The sequence below is a fragment of the Loktanella sp. D2R18 genome (genome assembly GCF_003318235.1).
GTDB lineage: Bacteria > Pseudomonadota > Alphaproteobacteria > Rhodobacterales > Rhodobacteraceae > Yoonia.
In genome coordinates, this window is the sequence record NZ_QOCG01000002.1 from 37,358 (window position 1) to 57,465 (window position 20,108).

19 protein-coding genes are annotated in these 20,108 nt (G+C 54.6%); 4 read left to right on the forward strand and 15 right to left on the reverse strand.

The features are described 5' to 3' along the window. Window positions 1-82: 82 nt before the first annotated feature. Entirely contained in the window at window positions 83-2,209 is a 2,127-nt protein-coding gene (gene pnp, locus DS901_RS00270; protein WP_113775051.1) for a polyribonucleotide nucleotidyltransferase, read from the reverse strand. A 399-nt stretch (window positions 2,210-2,608) separates the two neighbouring features. Here pnp and DS901_RS00280 point away from each other — a divergent pair, with 399 nt between their 5' ends. Both DS901_RS00280 and DS901_RS00285 read left to right on the forward strand, forming a co-directional pair. After that, window positions 2,609-4,348 carry a methyl-accepting chemotaxis protein gene (locus DS901_RS00280; protein ID WP_181820692.1) on the forward strand — a complete coding sequence of 580 codons (1,740 nt, stop codon included), beginning with the start codon at window positions 2,609-2,611 and terminating at the stop codon, window positions 4,346-4,348. Beyond that, window positions 4,327-4,809 carry a methyl-accepting chemotaxis protein gene (locus DS901_RS00285; RefSeq protein WP_113774928.1) on the forward strand — a complete coding sequence of 161 codons (483 nt, stop codon included), beginning with the start codon at window positions 4,327-4,329 and terminating at the stop codon, window positions 4,807-4,809. The genes DS901_RS00280 and DS901_RS00285 overlap by 22 nt, the downstream gene beginning before the upstream one ends. A 112-nt stretch (window positions 4,810-4,921) precedes the next feature. On the opposite strand, the gene rpsO is transcribed toward DS901_RS00285, so the two are convergent. The 7 genes from rpsO to DS901_RS00320 form a co-directional block, all read right to left on the reverse strand. After that, entirely contained in the window at window positions 4,922-5,191 is a 270-nt protein-coding gene (gene rpsO / locus DS901_RS00290) for a 30S ribosomal protein S15 (RefSeq protein WP_113774929.1), read from the reverse strand. 134 nt (window positions 5,192-5,325) lie between these two features. After that, on the reverse strand, window positions 5,326-6,171 hold the full coding sequence (locus DS901_RS00295; protein ID WP_258546609.1) for a calcium-binding protein: 846 nt from the start codon (window positions 6,169-6,171) through the stop codon (window positions 5,326-5,328). A 92-nt stretch (window positions 6,172-6,263) separates the two neighbouring features. Further along, a complete protein-coding gene (locus tag DS901_RS00300) occupies window positions 6,264-6,773 on the reverse strand; it encodes a DUF1643 domain-containing protein (RefSeq protein ID WP_113774931.1) in 510 nt (169 codons plus the stop codon). Between the two features lie 33 nt (window positions 6,774-6,806). Next, window positions 6,807-7,712 (reverse strand): tRNA pseudouridine(55) synthase TruB, encoded by a 906-nt coding sequence (truB, locus tag DS901_RS00305; RefSeq protein WP_113774932.1) that lies wholly within the window; start codon window positions 7,710-7,712, stop codon window positions 6,807-6,809. An 86-nt stretch (window positions 7,713-7,798) separates the two neighbouring features. After that, window positions 7,799-9,835 (reverse strand): DNA helicase RecQ, encoded by a 2,037-nt coding sequence (gene recQ, locus DS901_RS00310; protein ID WP_113774933.1) that lies wholly within the window; start codon window positions 9,833-9,835, stop codon window positions 7,799-7,801. 145 nt (window positions 9,836-9,980) lie between these two features. Next, a complete protein-coding gene (locus tag DS901_RS00315) occupies window positions 9,981-10,313 on the reverse strand; it encodes a hypothetical protein (RefSeq protein ID WP_113774934.1) in 333 nt (110 codons plus the stop codon). A gap of 66 nt (window positions 10,314-10,379) precedes the next feature. After that, window positions 10,380-10,712 (reverse strand): hypothetical protein, encoded by a 333-nt coding sequence (locus tag DS901_RS00320; protein ID WP_113774935.1) that lies wholly within the window; start codon window positions 10,710-10,712, stop codon window positions 10,380-10,382. 404 nt (window positions 10,713-11,116) lie between these two features. Between DS901_RS00320 and DS901_RS00325 the strand changes: the two genes are divergently transcribed. Together DS901_RS00325 and DS901_RS00330 are read left to right on the forward strand one after the other, a co-directional pair. After that, the gene (locus tag DS901_RS00325; RefSeq protein WP_113774936.1) at window positions 11,117-11,761 is read left to right on the forward strand and encodes a histidine phosphatase family protein; all 645 of its coding nucleotides are present in this window, start codon (window positions 11,117-11,119) and stop codon (window positions 11,759-11,761) included. 9 nt (window positions 11,762-11,770) lie between these two features. Next, complete coding sequence (locus tag DS901_RS00330; protein ID WP_113774937.1) at window positions 11,771-12,811, forward strand: saccharopine dehydrogenase; 1,041 nt, start codon at window positions 11,771-11,773, stop codon at window positions 12,809-12,811. 13 nt (window positions 12,812-12,824) lie between these two features. On the opposite strand, the gene DS901_RS00335 is transcribed toward DS901_RS00330, so the two are convergent. The 7 genes from DS901_RS00335 to lspA all read right to left on the reverse strand — a co-directional run bounded on the left by DS901_RS00335 (window position 12,825) and on the right by lspA (window position 20,103). After that, entirely contained in the window at window positions 12,825-13,142 is a 318-nt protein-coding gene (locus tag DS901_RS00335; RefSeq protein WP_113774938.1) for a DUF3775 domain-containing protein, read from the reverse strand. A 149-nt stretch (window positions 13,143-13,291) separates the two neighbouring features. Then, window positions 13,292-14,464, reverse strand: coding sequence for a DNA recombination protein RmuC (locus DS901_RS00340; RefSeq protein WP_113774939.1), 1,173 nt, complete (start codon window positions 14,462-14,464; stop codon window positions 13,292-13,294). Continuing rightward, complete coding sequence (gene mutL, locus DS901_RS00345; RefSeq protein WP_181820693.1) at window positions 14,461-16,272, reverse strand: DNA mismatch repair endonuclease MutL; 1,812 nt, start codon at window positions 16,270-16,272, stop codon at window positions 14,461-14,463. Before mutL ends, DS901_RS00340 begins: the two co-directional genes overlap by 4 nt. 49 nt (window positions 16,273-16,321) lie before the next feature. Then, the gene (locus DS901_RS00350) at window positions 16,322-17,635 is read right to left on the reverse strand and encodes a M16 family metallopeptidase (RefSeq protein ID WP_113774941.1); all 1,314 of its coding nucleotides are present in this window, start codon (window positions 17,633-17,635) and stop codon (window positions 16,322-16,324) included. Further along, window positions 17,635-18,966, reverse strand: a complete 1,332-nt coding sequence (locus tag DS901_RS00355; RefSeq protein ID WP_113774942.1) for a M16 family metallopeptidase — start codon at window positions 18,964-18,966, stop codon at window positions 17,635-17,637. Before DS901_RS00355 ends, DS901_RS00350 begins: the two co-directional genes overlap by 1 nt. An 86-nt stretch (window positions 18,967-19,052) precedes the next feature. Continuing rightward, window positions 19,053-19,562, reverse strand: coding sequence for a DUF3035 domain-containing protein (locus DS901_RS00360; RefSeq protein ID WP_258546610.1), 510 nt, complete (start codon window positions 19,560-19,562; stop codon window positions 19,053-19,055). Between the two features lie 52 nt (window positions 19,563-19,614). Then, complete coding sequence (gene lspA, locus DS901_RS00365) at window positions 19,615-20,103, reverse strand: signal peptidase II (RefSeq protein ID WP_113774944.1); 489 nt, start codon at window positions 20,101-20,103, stop codon at window positions 19,615-19,617. Window positions 20,104-20,108: the final 5 nt, after the last annotated feature.

Sequence of the window (20,108 nt, forward strand, 5' to 3'; positions counted from 1 at the left end):
AAGCCTACAGTATTCACGCCCCAAAACCGCAAAAGGCCCCGGCGTTTCCACCGGGGCCTTTGTTATTTCAAAGCAGCGAAGACTATTCTTCTGCGGGTGCTTCTTCTTTGCCAGTTTCTTGGTTCACCATTTTCATGGCCAAGCGTACTTTGCCGCGGTCATCAAAGCCCAAGAGCTTGACCCAGACTTCTTGACCTTCTTTGAGAACGTCTGAAGGGTGGTTCAGGCGGCGGTTTTCGATTTGGGACACGTGGACCAACCCGTCGCGTTTGCCAAAGAAATTCACGAATGCGCCAAAGTCGACAAGTTTCACAACTTTGCCTTTGTAGATCACGCCTTCTTCTGGCTCTGCCACGATGGAATGGATCATGTCGTAGGCTTTTTTGATCGCTTCGGCGTCGTTAGAGGCCAATTTGATGATACCCTCGTCGTTGATGTCGACTTTCGCGCCGGACGTTTCAACGATTTCACGAATGACCTTACCGCCAGAACCGATGACTTCACGAATCTTGTCGGTTGGGATTTGCATTGTCTCGATTTTCGGAGCGTGCACAGAGAATTCCTGCGCGCCTGTCAGGGCTTTGCCCATCTCACCAAGGATATGCAAACGACCGGCTTTCGCTTGGTCCAATGCTTTGGACATGATGTCAGACGTGATGCCCGCAATCTTGATGTCCATTTGCAGTGACGTGATACCGTTTTCAGTACCCGCAACTTTAAAGTCCATGTCGCCAAGGTGATCTTCGTCACCCAAGATGTCAGACAAGATCGCGTAATCGCCATCGTCTTCCATGACCAGACCCATCGCAACACCAGCAACTGGCGCCTTAAGTGGTACGCCCGCGTCCATCATGGACAGTGACCCACCACAAACGGATGCCATTGAAGACGACCCGTTGGATTCAGTGATCTCTGAGACCAAGCGGATGGTGTATGGGAAATCAGTTGCCGCTGGCAGAACCGCCTGAAGCGCACGCCATGCCAGTTTACCGTGACCGATTTCACGACGACCCGGGCCAGACACACGACCAACTTCACCAACAGAATATGGTGGGAAGTTATAGTGCAGCATGAAGTTAGATTTATACATGCCAGTCAGCGAGTCGATCATTTGCTCGTCGTCGCCAGTGCCCAATGTGGTCACAACCAGACCTTGGGTTTCGCCGCGTGTGAACAAGGCTGATCCGTGTGTTCGTGGCAAGATACCGGTTTCAGAAACGATTGGACGGATTGTATCCAGCGCACGGCCATCGATCCGTTTGCCGTTTTTCACAACGTCACCGCGCAGAACATTAGATTCCAGCTTCTTCAGGGCTGCGCCCAAGTTGCCGTCTTCTTTTTGCTCGTCGGTCAGGGCGTCAATGATGGAGGCTTTTGCAGCAGCAACCGCACCTGTGCGCTCTTGCTTATCCGTGATCGCATAGGCCGCGCGCATTGCGTCTTCGCCAGCAGATTTCACAGCAGCAGACAGATCAGAGTAGTCATCTGGTTGGAAATCAAATGGCTCTTTCGCGCAATCTTCGGCCAGATCAATGATCAGGTCGATAACTGGCTGAATTTGCTCGTGTGCAAAGTTCACCGCGCCCAGCATTTCTGCTTCGGACAGTTCGTATGCTTCTGATTCAACCATCATCACGGCGTCTTTGGTGCCGGCAACAACAAGGTCCAAACGCTGCTCTGGGTTCAGACGCAGGTTGTGCATGTCGTCGATTTCTGGGTTCAGGATGTATTCACCATCTACGAAACCAACGCGACAAGCGCCAATTGGGCCACGGAACGGCGCGCCAGAAATGGTCAGCGCAGCAGAGGCTGCAATCATCGCAACCATGTCTGGGTCGTTGATCATGTCATGTGACAGGACTGTACACATTACCAAAACTTCGTTTTTGAAGCCGGGAACGAACAGTGGGCGAATTGGACGGTCGATCAAGCGGGATGTCAGCGTCTCTTTTTCGGTTGGACGTGCTTCGCGCTTGAAAAAGCCGCCAGGTACTTTACCGGCGGCGTAGTATTTCTCTTGGTAGTGAACGGTCAGCGGAAAGAAATCCTGACCCGGTTTTTGGGCGCGTGCAAATGTCACGTTGGCCATAACGCTGGTTTCACCCAACGTGGCGATGACAGATCCGTCAGCCTGACGGGCAACTTTGCCCGTTTCGAGTGTGAGCGTATCCTGCCCCCACTGCATTGATTTTTTTACTTCGTTAAACATCATGTTTTCCTAGTCGGGCCGAAGCCCATTTTGCGTAGGGGGCGTATTCCCCCTCATTCCGGTATCTTCTTTGGCAGGCGCTGGAATGCGGGCGCCGGACAGATTGGCTGGCCATAGCTGAATTTTAGCCATTTGAAAAGAGTATCCACTCACGCCTAGGCCGCGATGGCCTACGACCCATAGTTGCAACCAAGAAGTGCGTGACGCGGTGCTCCAACGATTTTTGGCGCTACTTAATCAATTCTAAGGAACCTTCACCTAATTATCTTGCCCAGCGCATTGGTCGCATGGCTGAAATCAGTTGGAGAGTAGAGCATGTAGGAAGTTTGGAACGGGAAAAATCGCCGCAATGGTTGGCGCAGAATGAAAATACGTCACAAATTTCCGATTCTTGTGGCCGTGCCCACCCTGGCCTTGATGGTTGCATTTTCGTTGTTGTCGTTTGCCACAGCACGAAGCGAGCTTAACGCTCAGCGCGAACTTGGTTTTACGAATTTGCTAGATGAGAAATCAAACCAGCTCACGGTCTGGTTTTCGGCAGTGAACGTAGATCTTAGGGTCCTTGCTGATAACCACGCAACATTCGATGCGTTAAAGGGGTTTCATAGCGGTTGGGAAGCCTTTGATGGAACCGCACAAGAAACGCTTCAGCAGCTCTACGTTTTTAACAACCCATACCCGGCGGGCGAAAAAGATCAATTGAGAGATGCTGCTGACGGATCCGCATGGTCGGAAACGCATGCAGAGTTTCATGAGACATTTCATAGTTTTCAACACGAACGTGAATACTACGATGTGTTTCTTTTCGATTTAGAAGGGAACCTCGTCTACTCCGTGTTTAAAGAGCTGGATTTTGCGACGAACTTCCGGTCTGGTGAATATTCCAACAGTGATCTTGGCGCGGCCTTTCAAAAAGCCACGTCCATGCCGCATGGCGAAGTGTATGTCACCGATTTTGCTGCATATGCACCGAGCAATGAGGCCCCGGCGAAATTTGTGGCAGCCCCGGTATTTGACACTGATGGTACGCGCTTGGGAGTTGTGGCCCTGCAATTACCTGCCGATAAAATTGGACATATTATCTCAGACAGCGAGGTATTGGGTGAAACGGGGCAGATTTATGCTGTAGGCGAAGATGGGACCGCGCGCTCCAGTTCGACGCGACCTGGCGGGCATGGAATTCTAGACGCACTGCCTGCGCTTCCTCAGATTGAAGCTGCGCAATACAGCGAAGAAACAATGATGGCAGGGGTGACTGGCCTATCGGGTGAACCGGTTATTGCCTATACAAAGGTGTTCGATGCTTTTGGAAAAGAATGGCACTTGATTTTAGAGCAAGACCTGACCGAAGCGAACGCTGCCACCCGCCATTTGATGTCACTTGTACTCCTTCAAACGGTGATCGTGCTAGCTATTGTCGCAGCCCTTGCATTCTGGATCGCAAGCAAGCTGACAAGCCGAATTGTCGCCTTGTCTGATAGCGTAACGACCTTGTCCGGTGGTGATTTAGAAAGCATTGTTGCAGAGACAAAAACTGGCGACGAACTGGGGGATATTGCGCGCGCGTTGGAACGCTTTAAGAGTGAACTGGCGGCGGGGAAGGATGCAATTTCTGAACGTCAAAAGAGCGTTGAGACTCAGGCAGAAGTTATGCAAAAACTTGGTGAAGCGCTGGCGCGTTTGGCCGAAGGAAGGCTTGATTGCAATCTACGAGAGCGTTTCCCGACTGAATATGAAGAACTGCGAGCAAATTTTAATAACACTGTCCGATCTTTGAGCGGAATAGTTGGGAACCTGCAAGACAACGCCCAACAAATTGATAGTGATGCGCAAAGGCTCAATGATAATACTGTCAGCCTCTCGCAACGAACCGAAAACCAAACAGCAACGCTAGAAGAGACTGCAGCCGCGATGCATGAAATTAACACTAGCGTGAAAGCCACAGCTACTGGCGCCCGTGATATTACGAGTGCGATTGACGGTACACGTGCGCAAGCAGAACGTGGTGAGAATGTGCGCCGCGAAGCTGTCAGTGCGATGAAAACGATCGAAGAATCATCGGAACAAATCGGCCATATCGTGCAGCTGATGGATGATATCGCATTCCAGACCAACCTATGGGGCTCAATGCAGGTGTAGAAGCCGCGCGGGCAGGGGACGCGGGCCTTGGATTTGCGGTTGTTGCATCCGAGGTTCGGGCATTGGCGCAGCGTTCATCCGACGGTGCGTCAGAAATTCGAAGACTGATCGTTGGGTCAAACGACAATATCGCCATTGGTGTTGGTTTGGTATCTGATATGGGCGCGGCCATTGAAGAGGTTCTTTCAGGCGTTAACGAGGTCTCAGCGCAGATCAAAGAAATCGCGAGCGGTGCAGAAGAGCAATCAACAGGCCTGTCTGAGATCAACTCTGGCATCGTTGTGTTGGATCGCGTGACACAGCAAAACGCAGCAATGGTTGATGAAAGCGCAACGTCATCGCTTGAGTTGCGTCAAAAAGCCGGAGAGATGAAGGAACTTGCAGGCCACTTTAGTAGCGGGGAGGGCGACGATAGAGGGTCAGATCGGCTACCGAGCACGCCATTTGCACAAGCGAGCTAGTTTTGTAGGCATTGTGATAGCAGTGACAAAAAAACGCCCGTCATTCAGACGGGCGTTTTAAATGATCTATCAAATTATTGGGAATGGGCGCATAGCCCATTGTCCAAAAACCTTAGCGGCGTAGGCCCAGACGTTCGATCAAAGATTGATAACGTGCGACGTCTTTGGCTTTGGTGTAGTCCAAAAGCTTACGACGTAATGCAACCATCTTGAGCAGGCCGCGACGACCGTGGTTGTCTTTTTTGTGGGTCTTGAAATGCTCTGTCAGCGTCGCGATGCGCGATGACAAGATAGCAATCTGTACTTCGGGCGAACCAGTGTCGCCTTCTTTGATTGCGAACTCTTTCATGATCCGAGCTTTGTCTTCAGCAGTAATCGACATCGGGGTCTCCTTGTGAAAAAGGGTGAATGGCGCGATCCGGGATGTCGTCCAGAAAGGCCCTTGGAGGTGTCCGGCAAGCGATTCCTTGCACGGATGGCTGCGTTTAAGAGAATTTCACCAAAAATAAAAGAGCTTTATTCAGCAACCAACACTACGTCCGATAAATCAAGGTCGGAGACGTTTGCCAACGTCGCTACAGCCACCCCATCAGCTAAGAGAACCAAGCCGCCATCTGACATAGCTGTGCTCAGGGTCGGTGGCGTGCCGGAATAGTTGACTTCAAGACTGTCTTCGCTGGGGCTAAAATCTTCGATAATAGCGTCACTCGCTAAGTGTAACAAAAACCGATCTGCTCCTGTGCCACCATTGAGCACGTCATTTATACCGCCAGACAAAACGTCGTCACCCGCGCCGCCATTCAGAAAATCGCGGGTTTGGTCGGCGCTGTCGTCAATGATGTCATCACCCGATCCACCATGCAGCGTGTCCGCACCATTCCCCCCAATCAAGACGTCATCACCTAATGAACCCAGCAGCATGTCGTTGCCGTCTCCTCCTATAAGCTGGTCATCGCCGCCGCCACCGTTCAAATTATCATCCCCGGCTTGTCCTATAAGCACATCGTCCCCGATGTGTCCAAACAGGTTATCGCGACCTTCACCGCCGTCCAACTGATCATCACCCGCGCCGCCATGCAGTTCATCATCGCCAGCATTGCCAAAGAGAGTGTCGGCGCCACCTTCACCGTCGATGTAGTCATCGCCGTGACCGCCAAACACGCTGTCATCGGCATCGCCAGAAAACAGAACCATGTCTTCGTCCATCGTGTCGACCAAATCGCCTATGGTGAGCACTTCATCTTCGTCGCCGGGATCATCCTCGGACGCCGTGTTGGCGGGCTCTGCGTCTGTTTCATCATCGCCGTCGATCAGCATGATCGCGGACATAGTGACACCCAGAATTCCTAGCATAGCTAACATAGCGCACCTGCTCATTACCTGAGTCGACTGACTCATGATGTGTCAGACTAGCACGAACAAAGGCGGAACGCGTCAGAAATCGAACCGATTGGTTAACGCGACCAGCACTCTGGCAACTGTGTGTAGCGAATATAAAGCGGGTGTTTTGGGTGGCCATCTTTGGTCAGGCCCAAATTGGATATCGGTTTGCCGGTTTCCCAAAGCAGTTCTGCAACAGCGGGGCCACGGTTCAAATGCGCGCCATGGGTGCCCCAGGCGGCGACGATTTGATCCGCCCAATCGACGGCATCCAGCAGGGATTGATCGTTATCGGGGCCAATTGGATCAGCGGCTTTGCGCATCAGCTGTGGGTTGGTTTCGCGCCATGCAAAGATGTTTACCACCCGAAACGCTCCATACCCCAAGGCGCGGGCACGCCGCTCGCACCGTTCTACTGTGGGGTCGTTTCGGATTTCTGTCGCCTTCGAGGGGTTCAGCATGACGAATAGAACGCGCGGGTTTTCGGGCTCCCAGCTACGGGTCAGCGCATAGCGATAGCTTTCGCAGTCGGAATAGACCGCGGATGACTGCGTCTCGCCTTGGGTGTGTTTGCGTATGATCATAATGCAGCGGCGTAGGGTGGATCTTGATCCACCTTACGTGACAAAAACCCGGGTTGGCTGGATTTCACCACCGCGATAAGTGCCGACAGCGATGGCTTTGCCTTCGAACGAAGCCCAAACCTCTTCACCAAATTCAACACCTGACGCGATGACAGAAGCCGGGTTGCCGTTGCGCAGTTTTGCGACGCTTTCGGCAAGGCAGCGGACCTCTGGCAGATCTTCAAGCCCAATTTCAAGTGGCTGAAGAAACGCGTCGAGCGCGGGCGTTTTCGCCAGCGCATCGACCTGATCCAAGGTGACACCATCTGTAGCTTGGAAGGGGCCAGACCAAATTCGGCGCAGCGATTTGATATGTGCTTTGCAGCCCAAGGCCTCGCCTAAATCGCGGGCGATGGATCGCACATAGCCGCCTTTGCCGCAGGTCATTTCAAGCACGACATGATCCGCGTCGGGGCGGTCGAGTAGCAAGAGTTCTTCGACCCAAAGCGGCCGCGCCGCGAGCGTCATTTCTTCGCCCTCACGCGCCTTTTTATAGGCCCGCTCACCGTCAACTTTCACGGCTGAAAACTGTGGCGGCACTTGCATGATATCGCCAATAAATGCGCCAAGTGCCGCTTTGATCGTTTCGTCATCGGGGCGGTCATCGCTGGTGGCGATCACTTCGCCTTCGGCGTCGTCAGTATTCGTTGCCTGACCTAGGCGCACGACGAAGGTATAGGCTTTGAGAGCATCCGTGATGTAGGGCACGGTTTTTGTTGCTTCGCCCAATGCGACGGCCAAAACGCCTGTCGCTTCGGGGTCTAGCGTGCCTGCGTGCCCGGCCTTCTTGGCATCAAGCGCCCAGCGGACCTTGTTCACCACAGCGGTAGAAGTCAGCCCGGCAGGCTTATCCACTACGAGCCAGCCAGAAATATCGCGTCCCTTGCGTCTGCGCGCCATCGTCAATTCCTTTGTCAGATTGCGCGCTAGCTAGTGTGCGTGCGTGCGGGGGTCAAGCGCTGGCGCTTCTGGGCGTCCTTGCAGTCCTAACGATTTGCAATCACTTCGAGAAACGCATCACCAAATCGTTCGGCGTGCCGTTCTCCGATGATCTGTTCTAAATGCCGTGCGTCAGCACCGCGCATTTGCGCCACTTTAGCAAGTATCGCGGCGGTGCAGCTCATCGGTTTATCGACCCCATGCGGGCCGCGCGTAAGATCGGCCTGCACTTCGAGCAAACGATCATAAACCTCACCCTCGCCCCGCCCGGCCAGTTTGCGGCGGGCAGGGTGGATTGGTTCGACCTCGCCAGCGATCACTTCAAGAAAGTCACGTCCGTAACTTTCCAATTTCTTTGCGCCGACACCGCCGATATGCGCCATCTCGTCCAAATTCATGGGCCGCTTTTCAGCCATTTCAATCAAGGATCGGTCGTTAAAGATAATATAGGCGGGCACGCCGGCTTGTTCCGCCAGAAATCGACGTTTAGCCTTGAGCGCGGACAGAAGAGGCGCGTCTTCTTCACTGACGAGCATCTTGACCTTTGGGCCGCTGCCACGCGCGGCGCGGATCGAATCGTGGCGCAGTTCAATGCTGGCTTCGCCACGCAGGATCGGGCGGGCAGATTCTGTCATCCGCAAGGCCCCATGGCGTTCGCGATCCGGGCGTAACAGGTCATGCCCCATCATTTGCCGAAAAATCGCCTGCCACTGGCGTTTGTCGTATTCTTTCCCAACCCCGAATGTGGGCAGGCTATCGTGGCCGCGCTGTTGGATTTTGTCCGTCAAATTTCCGCGCAGAATGTCGATCAAATGTCCCGCGCCAAACCATTCTTCGGTCCGTAAGGCCGCCGACAGCGCCATGCGCACTGCGGTTGTGCCATCAAAAATGTCGGCAGGCTTGTCGCAAAGATCGCAATTTCCACAGGGCTCAGGGTTTTCGCCGAAATATTCGAGCAGATTTTGCCTCCGACAGCGCAGCGCCTCTGCCAACCCCAACAGCGCGTTCAGTCGACCATGATCGGCGGCGCGGCGTTCCGGTGGCGCCAAGCCTTCGTCGATTTGTTGCCTGCGATAGCGAATATCATCGGGTCCAAACAGCGTGAGCGTTTCCGCCGGCGCGCCGTCACGTCCCGCGCGTCCGATTTCTTGGTAGTAGCCTTCGATAGACTTTGGCAGATCGGCATGAGCGACCCAGCGAATATCAGGCTTGTCGATCCCCATGCCAAAGGCGACTGTTGCACAAACGATCAACCCGTCTTCTTGCTGAAAACGGCGTTCGACGATCCGGCGGTCGTCGGCGTCCATGCCACCATGATAATGACAGGCTACGTGCCCCGCTTCGGTCAAGGCACGCCCAAGCGTTTCGGTTTTGGCGCGTGTGCCACAATAGATAATGCCGGATTGCCCTTTGCGCGCGGCGGCAAAGTTCAAGATTTGTGCGCGCGGTCCGTCTTTGGCGGCAAAGGCAAGGTGGATGTTGGGGCGGTCAAACCCGCGTAGGAACGTGGCAGGCTGCGCGCCGTCGAATAGTTTTTGGACGATTTCGACTTGGGTTTCGGCATCAGCCGTTGCGGTGAAAGCGGCCAAGGGCACTTCAAGCGCACGGCGCAAATCGCCAATTCGCAAATAATCGGGTCGGAAGTCATGCCCCCATTGGCTGACACAATGTGCCTCGTCTACTGCGATCAAACTCACGCCAACACGGCGCAGCATGTTGACCGTGCCGCCTGAAGCGAGCCTCTCAGGTGCCATATACAGCAGCTTTAGCGTGCCAGCATCAAGTGCGGCAAAGACTTCGTCGGTTTCTTCTTGGGTGTTGCCAGAGGTAAGTGCACCCGCGCTGACGCCTACTTCGCGCAGGCCACGCACTTGATCGCGCATCAGGGCAATCAAAGGGGAAATGACCACGGTAACGCCGTCGCGGACCAATGCGGGCAGCTGGAAACACAGGGATTTACCCCCGCCCGTTGGCATAATCGCCAAAGTGTTTTGCCCGGCGGTGACAGCCTCAACGATGTCTTTTTGGCCGGGGCGAAACGCATCAAAGCCAAAAACATCGGCAAGCAGCTTATCAGCGGGCATAGAGAAGGACCTGTCCAGTTGGGGTATTCGCGTTTCGGGCACAGTCCCACGTTCAGAATCGCGCAGCAAGTCTGCGACGCGAAAAAAGGCCGCCTTCCGTTGAGAAGGCGGCCTTTTGTGGGAGGAGGGAAATCGCGTTCAGCGTTTAGCGGACGATGTCGTAGTCACGCTCTGCGACTGTTTGACCGTTCACTTTCAGCACGGCGATGACGTCTTGTTGTGGGGCCTTTCCGACATTCACGCGGACATTGGAATTTGCGCCAGCGTGGACGTCTTCGGTGCCGATCAATGCGCCGGGTTTACCCGCAACGCTCTTGTAGATTTCGACAACGCCGTCAGCGTCAGCGCGGACCAAGCCGAGTTCCAGTACGGAACTTGCGTCCAGGTTTTCGCCCAATTCAAAGTAGTTGCTTGCAGAAGCAGTTGTACCCAGAGCTGCGATTGTTGCGGCGGCAAGTGCGATTGTTTTGATAGACATGATATATTCCTTTAATTCGTTTTCGGTGCGACATCTGTGTCGCGATTTGATTTGAGGCTTGGCGGCTTAGCGGACGATGTCGTAGTCACGCTCAGCAACGGATTGGCCGTTCACTTTGAGAACTGCGATCACGTCTTGCTGTGGCGCAGTGCCGACATTGACGCGGACATTGCTGTTTGCGCCAGCGTGGACAGTTTCGGTGCCAATCAATGCGCCGGGCTCACCCGCAACGTTTTTGTAGATTTCGACAACGCCGTCTGCGTCAGCGCGGACCAAGCCGAGTTCCAGTACGGAACTTGCGTCCAGGTTTTCGCCCAATTCAAAGTAGTTGCTTGCAGAAGCAGTTGTACCCAGAGCTGCGATTGTTGCGGCGGCAAGTGCGATTGATTTGATAGACATAATGTGTTCCTTTTTCTCTTTTGTTTAGCGATGTTAGATCGCTGCTATTTGTCGCGGCGACTTCGTTTGCCGTGTTGATGAAATGGATATCGGGTAGATTGGGCCGTTCGAAAAGGGCTCGGGTGATCACGAAAATGGTGACCGATGTGATCAGAAATCTCTCTTGAATTCCGTAGATGCATCCCCATGGGTTGGTTCTGTGCACAGGTGAACACAAGAGAGCTGAACTTTGTGCATTAAAGTATTTATCAACTGACATTCAGTTCACGAAACAACGCCGAACGCAAAAATGTGTAGGCAAATATTTCTTTCAAATCGCGCCTGCGTGACCCGATGTTGCAGTCAATGAGCGTTGCCAAGCGGTATTTGACCTCGTAGGTCTTAGAAAAATCAAGGAGTCGCGCATGGGCGAGATCATATTTGTGCGGCACGGGCAGGCAAATTCGGGTGCGACCGACGAACAAAGCTATGACAAGCTGTCCGAAATGGGCCACCAGCAGGCGCGTTGGTTGGGAGATTACCTGCGCGACCGGGAAGCGCCCTTTGACAAGGTGATCGCGGGCAGCCTGCGCCGCCACCGTGAAACGGCTGCGGGCATGGGGTTCGCTGATCCGGTTATCGATCCGCGCCTAAATGAGATGGACTACTTTAATCTCGGCCAGGCTCTTGATGATGTGCATGGCGTGCCGATGCCTGGACCTGAAGAATTTGCGGCCCATATTCCACAGGTGATGGAAGCATGGCACCGCGCGGAAATTCAGGGTGTTGAGACCTTTGCCTCGTTTGAAGAGCGTGTGACCGGTGTTTTGCAAGAGGCCGCGCAACCGGGTGTGCGGGTGCTTTGCGTCACATCGGGTGGGGTGATCGGGATGATTATCCGTCATTTGTTGCTACTGGACCCGACCCGGCTGGCGCATGTCTTGTTACCCATCATGAATACATCGGTTCATCGGGTGCATGTGATCCCGCAAGGACCGATATTGGCCAGCTTTAACGCCGCACCACATTTAGACCAGCCAGATCGCGCCCATGCGATCACGCATTTTTAGGGGAGCGCTATGGTACATCTATGGGTTCGTTCGGAAAGTCGTGCAAACGAAGATCGGGTTGGGCTAACGCCAGACGGCGCAGCACAGCTATTGGCAAACGGTTTTCAGGTCACTGTCGAAGAAAGCCAGCAGCGGATCATTCCGATTTCACAATATGCTGAAGTTGGGTGCACCATTGCGCCAGAGTTTTCTTGGGTGAACGCACCTGAGGATGCGATGATCTTTGGGCTGAAAGAATTGCCAGAAGACACGACACCACTGCGGCACAGCCACATCATGTTTGGGCACGCATATAAAGGTCAACCTGACGGGCGTATCTTGCTGGATCGGTTTCAGGCCGGAGGCGGTATGCTTTATGATCTGGAATATCTGACCCACGCGGATGGGCGCCGGGTTGCCGCATTCGGATATTGGGCCGGCTATGCCGGGGCAGCGGTATCATTGATGTGTTGGGCAGCACAACAAAAGGGTGAACTGGCGGCTGCGGTTCACAGCTATCCAGACGCGGCAGCATTGCGGGGTGATTTGGAAGCGCGTCTTGGCGCGACACGTCCAAACGCGCTGATCATCGGGGCTTTGGGCCGTGTTGGCACCGGCGGCGCGGATTTGTGCGAGGCCATGGGTGTTGCGGTGACCAAATGGGACATCGCAGAAACCGCATCAGGTGGCCCGTTCCCCGAGGTCATAGATCACGATATTTTCTTGAATTGCATCCTCGCGCGGCCGGGAACCCCCGTCTTTGTTCCCGCGGATGCAAAAACATCGGATCGCAAGCTGACCGTCATTGGCGATATCGCTTGCGACCCCGATAGCGATTTTTCACCGATCAAAGTTTATGACCGCACAACAACCTGGGATGCACCTGCGCTGCGTGTGCATGATGACCCGGTGTTGGATGTCACCGCGATTGATAACCTGCCGTCGATGTTGCCTGCCGAAAGCAGTGCGGATTTTGCAGCGCAATTATTGCCGCATTTGATGACGCTAGGCGCGTTGGACCGCGATGTTTGGGGTCGTGCGCGTGCCTGCTTTGAAAAGGCGGTGGGTTAAAACCCACCCTACATTATAATAGGTCTTCTTCGGCATCTGTTGGGTTGAGGCCTAATGCCTCCATCCCAGATTCAAGATGGTCGGCCAGATGTGGCGATCCTTTGAGATAGCTGGCGGTTGGCGTTGTTGCCTCGCGCGCGGCGGTTTGCTGTGCCTCGGCCAATTCGCTGGCGTCAAAACTGCCGCGCCCGATCCAAAACACCGCGACCAATGCGATTTGTTCTTCGCCGGTCAGTTGGTTCACAAACCCGTCGAGTTCATTTTCCGCCCGGTCAAGTTCACGCGCGAGGATAATCACCTCGGCGATTTTATCTGATGAAATGGCAAGCATGTTACGTTCTCCTATTGATTGCTTTTGGAACGAATCGACGTGTCGCGCTTTGATCTGGCGCAAGCGCAAGTCTACAAAGGCCAGAGGCCTGTGCGGGAGCAATAGCACAGCTGGGTTGAAACCGGACGCCTGAACCGCACGCGTCAAGACTAGCTGACTTTGGTGTCGCCGGGTAATGCCACAACACTTGGCGTTTGTTCTAAATCTTCGAAATCAAAGTTATCTAACCGATCTGCGCGTTTGCCGGCGCGGGTGGCGGCGGTGAGCACGCCGGACACGTCTTCGCCTGCTTGGCGCAGGTGCGTTTCGAGCTTGCTGGCTTTTTCAGAGATAATTCCGACGTCGCGGTGCAATAGCCGCAGCGCTTTGCGAATTTCACCCGCTTGTTCCCGCATCCGCGCATCTTTGAGGATCGCGCGCATTGTGTTGAGCGTGGCCATGCAGGTTGTTGGTGATACGATCCAGACGCGTGCGTCAAACCCGGCCCGCACGACTTCGGGAAGCCGCGCGTGCAGTTCGGCATAGACGGCCTCCGACGGAAGAAACATCAGCGCGCCGTCGGCGGTTTCGCCTTCGATCAGGTACTTTTCGGAAATCGCTTTGATGTGAACCCGCACCGCAGCCCCAAGCGCGCGCAGGGCATAGGCTTGATCGTCTTTGGTTTCGGCGGCGGCGTAGGCCTCGTAGGCTTCAAACGGAAACTTGGCGTCAATGACGATAGGGCCGGGCGGATTGGGTAAATGTATCAAGCAATCCGCGCGTTTCCCGTTCGAAAGGGTTGCCTGCATCGTGTAGCTATCTGCGGGCAGGGCTTTTGACACGATATCGGTGAGTTGGATTTCGCCAAACATGCCGCGCCGCTGTTTGTTCGACAGGATGTCTTGAAGGGACAGCACATCACCTGACAATTTTTCGATATTTGATTGCGCTTTATCGATGGTTGCAAGCCGTTCTTGTAACTGTGTCAGACTTTTGGTGGTTTTTTCGGATGATCCGGTTAGCGTGTCTTTCATTTTTTCTTGGACTTCGGCCAGCCGCGTTTCCATTGTTTGGATCACATGTACCTGTGCGATGGCTTGGGCGTCACTGACCGTTTGAATATTGCCCGCCAACTGGCTTTGGCCTTGGCCAAGGGCCACCACGTTTTGTGACAATTGCCCAACTTGTTGGGCGATGCTGCTGACGGCATCCGCAGACCGTCCGGCGCGGCGCGCGGTTGTGATCAGTAAGGTCAGAATAACAAACGTGGCCGCGATTGCCGCCAGCACCCCAATCACCAACGGATCGTTAAACGCGTAAACCTGATCGCCAATCTGGATCATGTGCGCCCGAACAACCGTTCAATGTCGGACAATTTCAATTCCACATACGTGGGACGCCCGTGGTTGCATTGCCCGGCGAGCGGGGTGGCTTCCATTTCACGCAAAAGCGCATTCATCTCTGGGCCTTGCATCCGGCGGCCCGATCGGATGGACCCGTGGCAAGCAACCCGGCTAAGAATTGCATCGATTTTGGCTTTGACGCTGGCGCTATCGCCCTGGTCGGACAGCTCATCAACGATGTCTTTGATCATGGCGGTCGCGTTGATTTCACCTAAAATCGCGGGGGTTTCGCGTACGGCAATGGCACCGCCGCCAAAAGGTTCGATGGTCAGTCCAAGGCGTGATAGATCATCGGCAATGGATAGGATCATTGCGGCGTCGCCGTCTGACAGTTCAACAATTTCGGGAATCAACAGCGCCTGCGCGGCCACCCCGTTTTCTGTCATCTGTGTTTTGAGTTTTTCGTAAACTAGCCGTTCGTGTGCTGCATGTTGATCAACAATCACGATGCCGTTTTCAGTTTGCGCGATAATATAGTTTTCATGTACCTGTGCGCGCGCCGCGCCAAGCGGTAGGTGCGCGGGTTCGTTCTCGATCACGGGTTCGATCCGGGCTGATTGGGCTTCCTGGAAACCCGGCGCTTGGGCCTGAAATGTCATGGACCGCGCGCTAAAGCTGGGACGATCCATTTGGTAAACACGAGGTTCGGTTGGCTGCGGCTGCATCGCGCCTAGCGTCGCAGTTGCCACAGTCGTTGACGCCCGATGCCCGGCATCGGCAAGCGCATGGCGCAGCCCCGATACGATCAATCCGCGCACAATGCCGGGTTCGCGAAAACGGACCTCGGATTTGGCCGGGTGAACGTTGACGTCGACAAGCGTCGGGTCGCAGTCCACAAAAAGTGCGGCAACCGGATGTCTGTCGCGCGACAACACATCCATATATGCAGCCCGCAACGCGCCAAGCAGCATTTTATCACGCACCGGACGCCCGTTCACAAACAAAAATTGTGCAATTGCGGCGCCGCGCGAATAGGTCGGCAACGCGGCGTATCCGCTCAAGTGGAACCCCTCGCGTTCTGTATCGATGGCAAGCGCGTTTTCCGCAAATTCGCGACCTAAAACAGTTTGCAGCCGCCCATGCAGTGCGTCAAACATATCGCCGCTTTGCGCGTCTGCGCGAAATGTGGTGCGTGTGTCACCTTTGGATGCATCGCGCAGGATAAAGGTGATGAACGGCTCCGCCATCGCAAGGCGTTTGACGACATCACTAATGGCTTGGGCTTCGGCGCGGTCGGTGCGCAGAAATTTAAGCCGTGCGGGGGTCGCGTAAAACATGTCGCGCAGTTCAACCACAGTGCCAGATGACAATGCCGCTGGGCGAGCCGCGCCCATTTTTCCGCCTGCAACGCTGATTGTTGCAGCATCGAAATCGCTAACGCGTGATGTGATTGAAAGGCGGCCAACTGCGCCAAGTGATGGTAATGCTTCGCCGCGAAAACCAAAGGAATGGATATTCAGTAGGTCAGACCCGTCAATTTTAGATGTGGCGTGGCGTGACAAGGCTAAAGGCAGATCATCTGCGGCGATGCCGCAACCGTTGTCAGTGACCCGGATCAGGGTTTTGCCGCCATCGGCGATCACCACCTCAATGCGGGTTGCCCCGGCATCAACAGCGTTTTCGACCAGCTCTTTGACAGCAGAGGCGGGGCGTTCCAACACCTCACCTGCCGCAATCCGATTGATTGCCGCGTCGTCAAGCTGCCGGATCACCGGACGGGGCTTTATCTGGGGGTCTGAAATGGCCATGCCACAAACTATAGCATTTCCGCGCGATTCTACGAGAGCAGATTTACGATCAGTTTGACGTGGTTAACAGGCCTTCGGGTTGCCCGACGACAACGAAATGTAGATCATCAGGGGCGAGCAATTCTGCGGCGACTCGGTTCACGTCGTCCAATGTGACGGCATCAATGAAATCATTGCGATTGGTCACATAGTCCGGCGAGAGATCGATCATTTGCATGCCTACCATGATGTTCGCGATATCGCTGTTACCATCAAAGCGCAGGGGATATTCCCCAGTCAGATAGGTTTTAGCCGCTGTTAGTTCCGCATCTGTAATCCCGTTTACAGCGGTGTCAGCCCAGACATCACGGGTGACGCTGATCGCTTCGGCGATGGTCGCATTAGATGATGCAACAGTCCCGATCATCATTTCCGCGTGAAATTTGGGGACCAAATAGGTGCCGATCCCATATGTCAGTCCACGCTTTTCACGCACCTCATGCATCAGCCGCGATTCAAAGCCCCCGGCACCTAAAACATGGTTCAGGATATAGGCAGCAAAGAAATCAGGGTCGTCACGTTTCAGGCCCGCGTGCCCGAAATAGGCGACGGCTTGTGGGGTCGCATAGTCGATAGCGGTCGTTCCGCCAGCAAGGTCAAAGACGATATCATCGGGCATATCTACCCCTTGATCGGGCAGGTCACCCAGCAAGGTATCAAGCATAGCGCCGACCTGTGAGGCGGTCACATCCCCCACGACAGACACATAGATATTGTCACGTGTAAGCGCATTTGCATGGGCCGCGATCATGTCCGTTTGGGTCAGCGCGTTGACGCTGTCCACGGTGCCGTCGCTATTGGTGCCGTAAGGGTGATCGCCAAATGCAGCGGCGTTAAACGCAGCGCTTGCGATGCTATTTGGGCTTTTTTCTTCGGAAGCTATATTCGCCAGAACCTGCGCGCGGACCCGGTCGATGGCGTCTTGGTCAAATGTTGGTGCGGTCAGCGCCTGACGCAAAAGTTCCAGTGCTGCATCTTGGTTTTCGGTCAGAAACTGGGCTGAAATGCCAACGGAATCATCCGATGCAGAGAACCCATAGCTTGCGGCCAAGGCTTCGCGTGCTGTTTGGAATTCTTGGGCGGTCATATCGGCCGCCCCTTCTTCAAGCAGTCCCATCATTAGATTGGTTGCACCGCGTTTGCCAGGCAAGTCTAGCGAGGTACCGCCACGAAACCGGATCTCAAGCGCGACAAATGGAATGCTGGGTTCTTCGACGACCCAAGCATTAACCCCACCGGGAGATGTGATCTCGATGATGTCAAGTTCGGCACGGGCCGTACTGGCGAACACACACAGTGCAATTGCAATCAGTTTACGCAGCATTAGCGGGCGTCCTCTTGGCTTGCGACAACCCAACCTGTGACGGCTTGATCGCGATTGAATACCTTGGCGGCGGCGGCTTTGATATCTTCTTCGGTGACAGATTGCAGGATGTCGGGCCATGCTTGCACGTCGGCAACTGTCAGACTTTGGCTAAGCGCCGCGCCATAGCGCCGCGCGAGCCCTTGGGTGTTATCCAATGCGTAAACCCCAGCGGCATGTAGCTGCGTGCGGATACTGTCGAGCCGCGCCGGGTCAATATCGTTTTCCATGAAATCAGCGATGACTTGATCCATAGCGGCTTCGGCTTCGGACAATGTGACGCCGGAGGCGGGGACAACAGCGACCCGGAAAACACCTGTATCTAGTGAATTACCGCTATAGGACGCATTAGTATAAAGTGCAGTTTGCGTGTCGAATTGCAACGCTGTGCCAAGGTCCGAGGTGAATGACGACCCCCCCAAGAGTTCGGCAAGGTAAGTTAGCGCTGCGGCTTCTTCTTGGGCGCCGGGGTTGCGTTCCGGGGCAAGATAGCTGCGGCTAAGATAGGGTTGGCTGACGCGTGGATCAGTATAGGTAATGCGGCGTTCGGCGCGTTGTGGCGGCTCTTGCGGGCGGACGCGCTCGGGTAAGTTTGGCTCTGCAGGGATCACACCGTAATGGGTTTCGGCGAGCGCGCGCACCTCGTCTGGGTCCACGTCACCTGCAACTACCAAAATCGCATTATTGGGCGCGTAGTAAAGGTCATAAAACGCGACGGCATCTTCGAGTTCAAGCTGCTCCATCTCGTGTTTCCAGCCGATGATCGGCACGCCGTAACGGTGGTTTTGGAACAGGGCGGCGTTGAACTGTTCACTGGCCAAGGCGTTGGGATTGTTTTCGGTACGTTGATTGCGTTCCTCAAGGATCACATTGCGTTCGGTTTCGATATTTTCAGCGGTGAGCGCCAGATCGGTCATCCGATTGCTTTCCATCTGCATCATTAGTTCCAGACGATCCGCTGCGATGCGTTGGAAATAGGCCGTGTAATCGTAGCTGGTAAAGGCGTTATCACTACCGCCATTCGCCGCAACAGTCGCTGAAAACTCACCAGATGCCAGCACATCCGTTTGCTTGAACATCAAATGTTCGAAGAAATGCGCAATACCTGATGTGCCTTCGGGTTCGTCGGCTGATCCGATCTTGTACCACACCATATGCACGGCAACAGGCGCGCGGTGGTCTTCGATCACGACGACTTCCATGCCGTTATCAAGATCAAAGGTTGTCACCTCTTGTGCCTGCGCGGCAGTCGTTGCGGTGATTATCGCCATAGCGGTAAGCAAATGTTTCATCGGAACCCTTTTTGGTTAGCTCAGGCGTAAACTGACGCTAGGACCCGCGATGTTCAAGCCGCCATACGCGGTTGTGAAGGAATGTTTTATTCCGCCGCTGGCGCGTTTGGAACAAGAACGCCAAGCGCTGCAAGTCGCGCCAACTCTGCATCTGCATCCAATGCTTGCCCCGCGTAGAGAGGGAAGTACCGGTCACGGTTCAATGGGTTGAACACGTTTGACGCTTGCTTGCGTCGGCGTGCGGTCGCATCGCGTTCGGCCAAGTTGGCACGAATGTCGGCGTCCACGCCATAGCGCGTCACTTGTGCGATCAGGCCGGAATCGCTTGCTGGGATACCGCCAGCCAGTTGCACGGCACGATTGCCACCAAGCGCCGCAATCGCATCGGCTTTGGGTGTGGGGTCAGCAAGGTTCGCACCACCGGGTGTGGGTGTCACAAGCGCCAATGTTTCAGGCAATGCTAGCGGCTGCGCGGGAATGACCGAAAATTCGTCGGGTCCGCCATCCGTTGTCCGCATGTCGCGCAAGGAACGTTCCGTATTGCCGCAGGCCGCGAGCGTGACCAAGGCTAGAACTGATAAAATCATTGCTCGCATAAAAGCACCCATTGGTAATGTCGGGGTCTTGTACCCCAAGCCCGCGACAAGGTCACGTGCTCTTCTTCTTGGGTTTAGATTTGGCATCTTCGCCGAAAAACGCAAGCCCAATTGCCCCAATAAAGATCGCAACATCCGCGATGTTAAAGGAATAAGGATTGTTGATCCCGCAGCACGACATATTCAAGAAATCCGCGACCGCTTCATAAAAGATACGGTCAATGACGTTCCCAATCGCGCCGCCGACCAACAACCCGGCTGACAGGTAGACCCATTTCGATCCGCCATTTTTGCGCAGCCACCACAACACGGCGATTGAAATGACAATCGCCAATCCGATCAGAACCCAGCGCATATCAAACCCGGAAAAGAGCCCAAAGTTCACGCCGCGATTCCATGCCATCTGAAATTCAAGATATGGCGGAAACACCTCGATCTTGCCCTGGCCTGGGTTCCCCAGACCGAGCCAATGCACGACATAGTATTTGCTGGCTTGGTCTAGCAATACCACGACAATCCCGGTCCAGAACGTCAGACGCATGAGCC

Bases quoted from the DNA above. Each gene is read 5' to 3' on its own strand.
- DS901_RS00295 (WP_258546609.1), bottom strand. From the start codon at position 6,171: ATGTTAGCTATGCTAGGAATTCTGGGTGTCACTATGTCCGCGATCATG.
- DS901_RS00330 (WP_113774937.1), top strand. From the start codon at position 11,771: ATGGTACATCTATGGGTTCGTTCGGAAAGTCGTGCAAACGAAGATCGG.
- DS901_RS00350 (WP_113774941.1), bottom strand. From the start codon at position 17,635: ATGCTGCGTAAACTGATTGCAATTGCACTGTGTGTGTTCGCCAGTACG.
- mutL (WP_181820693.1), bottom strand. From the start codon at position 16,272: ATGGCCATTTCAGACCCCCAGATAAAGCCCCGTCCGGTGATCCGGCAG.
- DS901_RS00325 (WP_113774936.1), top strand. From the start codon at position 11,117: ATGGGCGAGATCATATTTGTGCGGCACGGGCAGGCAAATTCGGGTGCG.
- recQ (WP_113774933.1), bottom strand. From the start codon at position 9,835: ATGCCCGCTGATAAGCTGCTTGCCGATGTTTTTGGCTTTGATGCGTTT.
- DS901_RS00340 (WP_113774939.1), bottom strand. From the start codon at position 14,464: ATGATCCAGATTGGCGATCAGGTTTACGCGTTTAACGATCCGTTGGTG.
- DS901_RS00355 (WP_113774942.1), bottom strand. From the start codon at position 18,966: ATGAAACATTTGCTTACCGCTATGGCGATAATCACCGCAACGACTGCC.
- lspA (WP_113774944.1), bottom strand. From the start codon at position 20,103: ATGCGTCTGACGTTCTGGACCGGGATTGTCGTGGTATTGCTAGACCAA.
- DS901_RS00285 (WP_113774928.1), top strand. From the start codon at position 4,327: ATGGGGCTCAATGCAGGTGTAGAAGCCGCGCGGGCAGGGGACGCGGGC.
- DS901_RS00335 (WP_113774938.1), bottom strand. From the start codon at position 13,142: ATGCTTGCCATTTCATCAGATAAAATCGCCGAGGTGATTATCCTCGCG.
- rpsO (WP_113774929.1), bottom strand. From the start codon at position 5,191: ATGTCGATTACTGCTGAAGACAAAGCTCGGATCATGAAAGAGTTCGCA.
- DS901_RS00320 (WP_113774935.1), bottom strand. From the start codon at position 10,712: ATGTCTATCAAATCAATCGCACTTGCCGCCGCAACAATCGCAGCTCTG.
- truB (WP_113774932.1), bottom strand. From the start codon at position 7,712: ATGGCGCGCAGACGCAAGGGACGCGATATTTCTGGCTGGCTCGTAGTG.
- DS901_RS00360 (WP_258546610.1), bottom strand. From the start codon at position 19,562: ATGCGAGCAATGATTTTATCAGTTCTAGCCTTGGTCACGCTCGCGGCC.
- pnp (WP_113775051.1), bottom strand. From the start codon at position 2,209: ATGTTTAACGAAGTAAAAAAATCAATGCAGTGGGGGCAGGATACGCTC.
- DS901_RS00315 (WP_113774934.1), bottom strand. From the start codon at position 10,313: ATGTCTATCAAAACAATCGCACTTGCCGCCGCAACAATCGCAGCTCTG.
- DS901_RS00300 (WP_113774931.1), bottom strand. From the start codon at position 6,773: ATGATCATACGCAAACACACCCAAGGCGAGACGCAGTCATCCGCGGTC.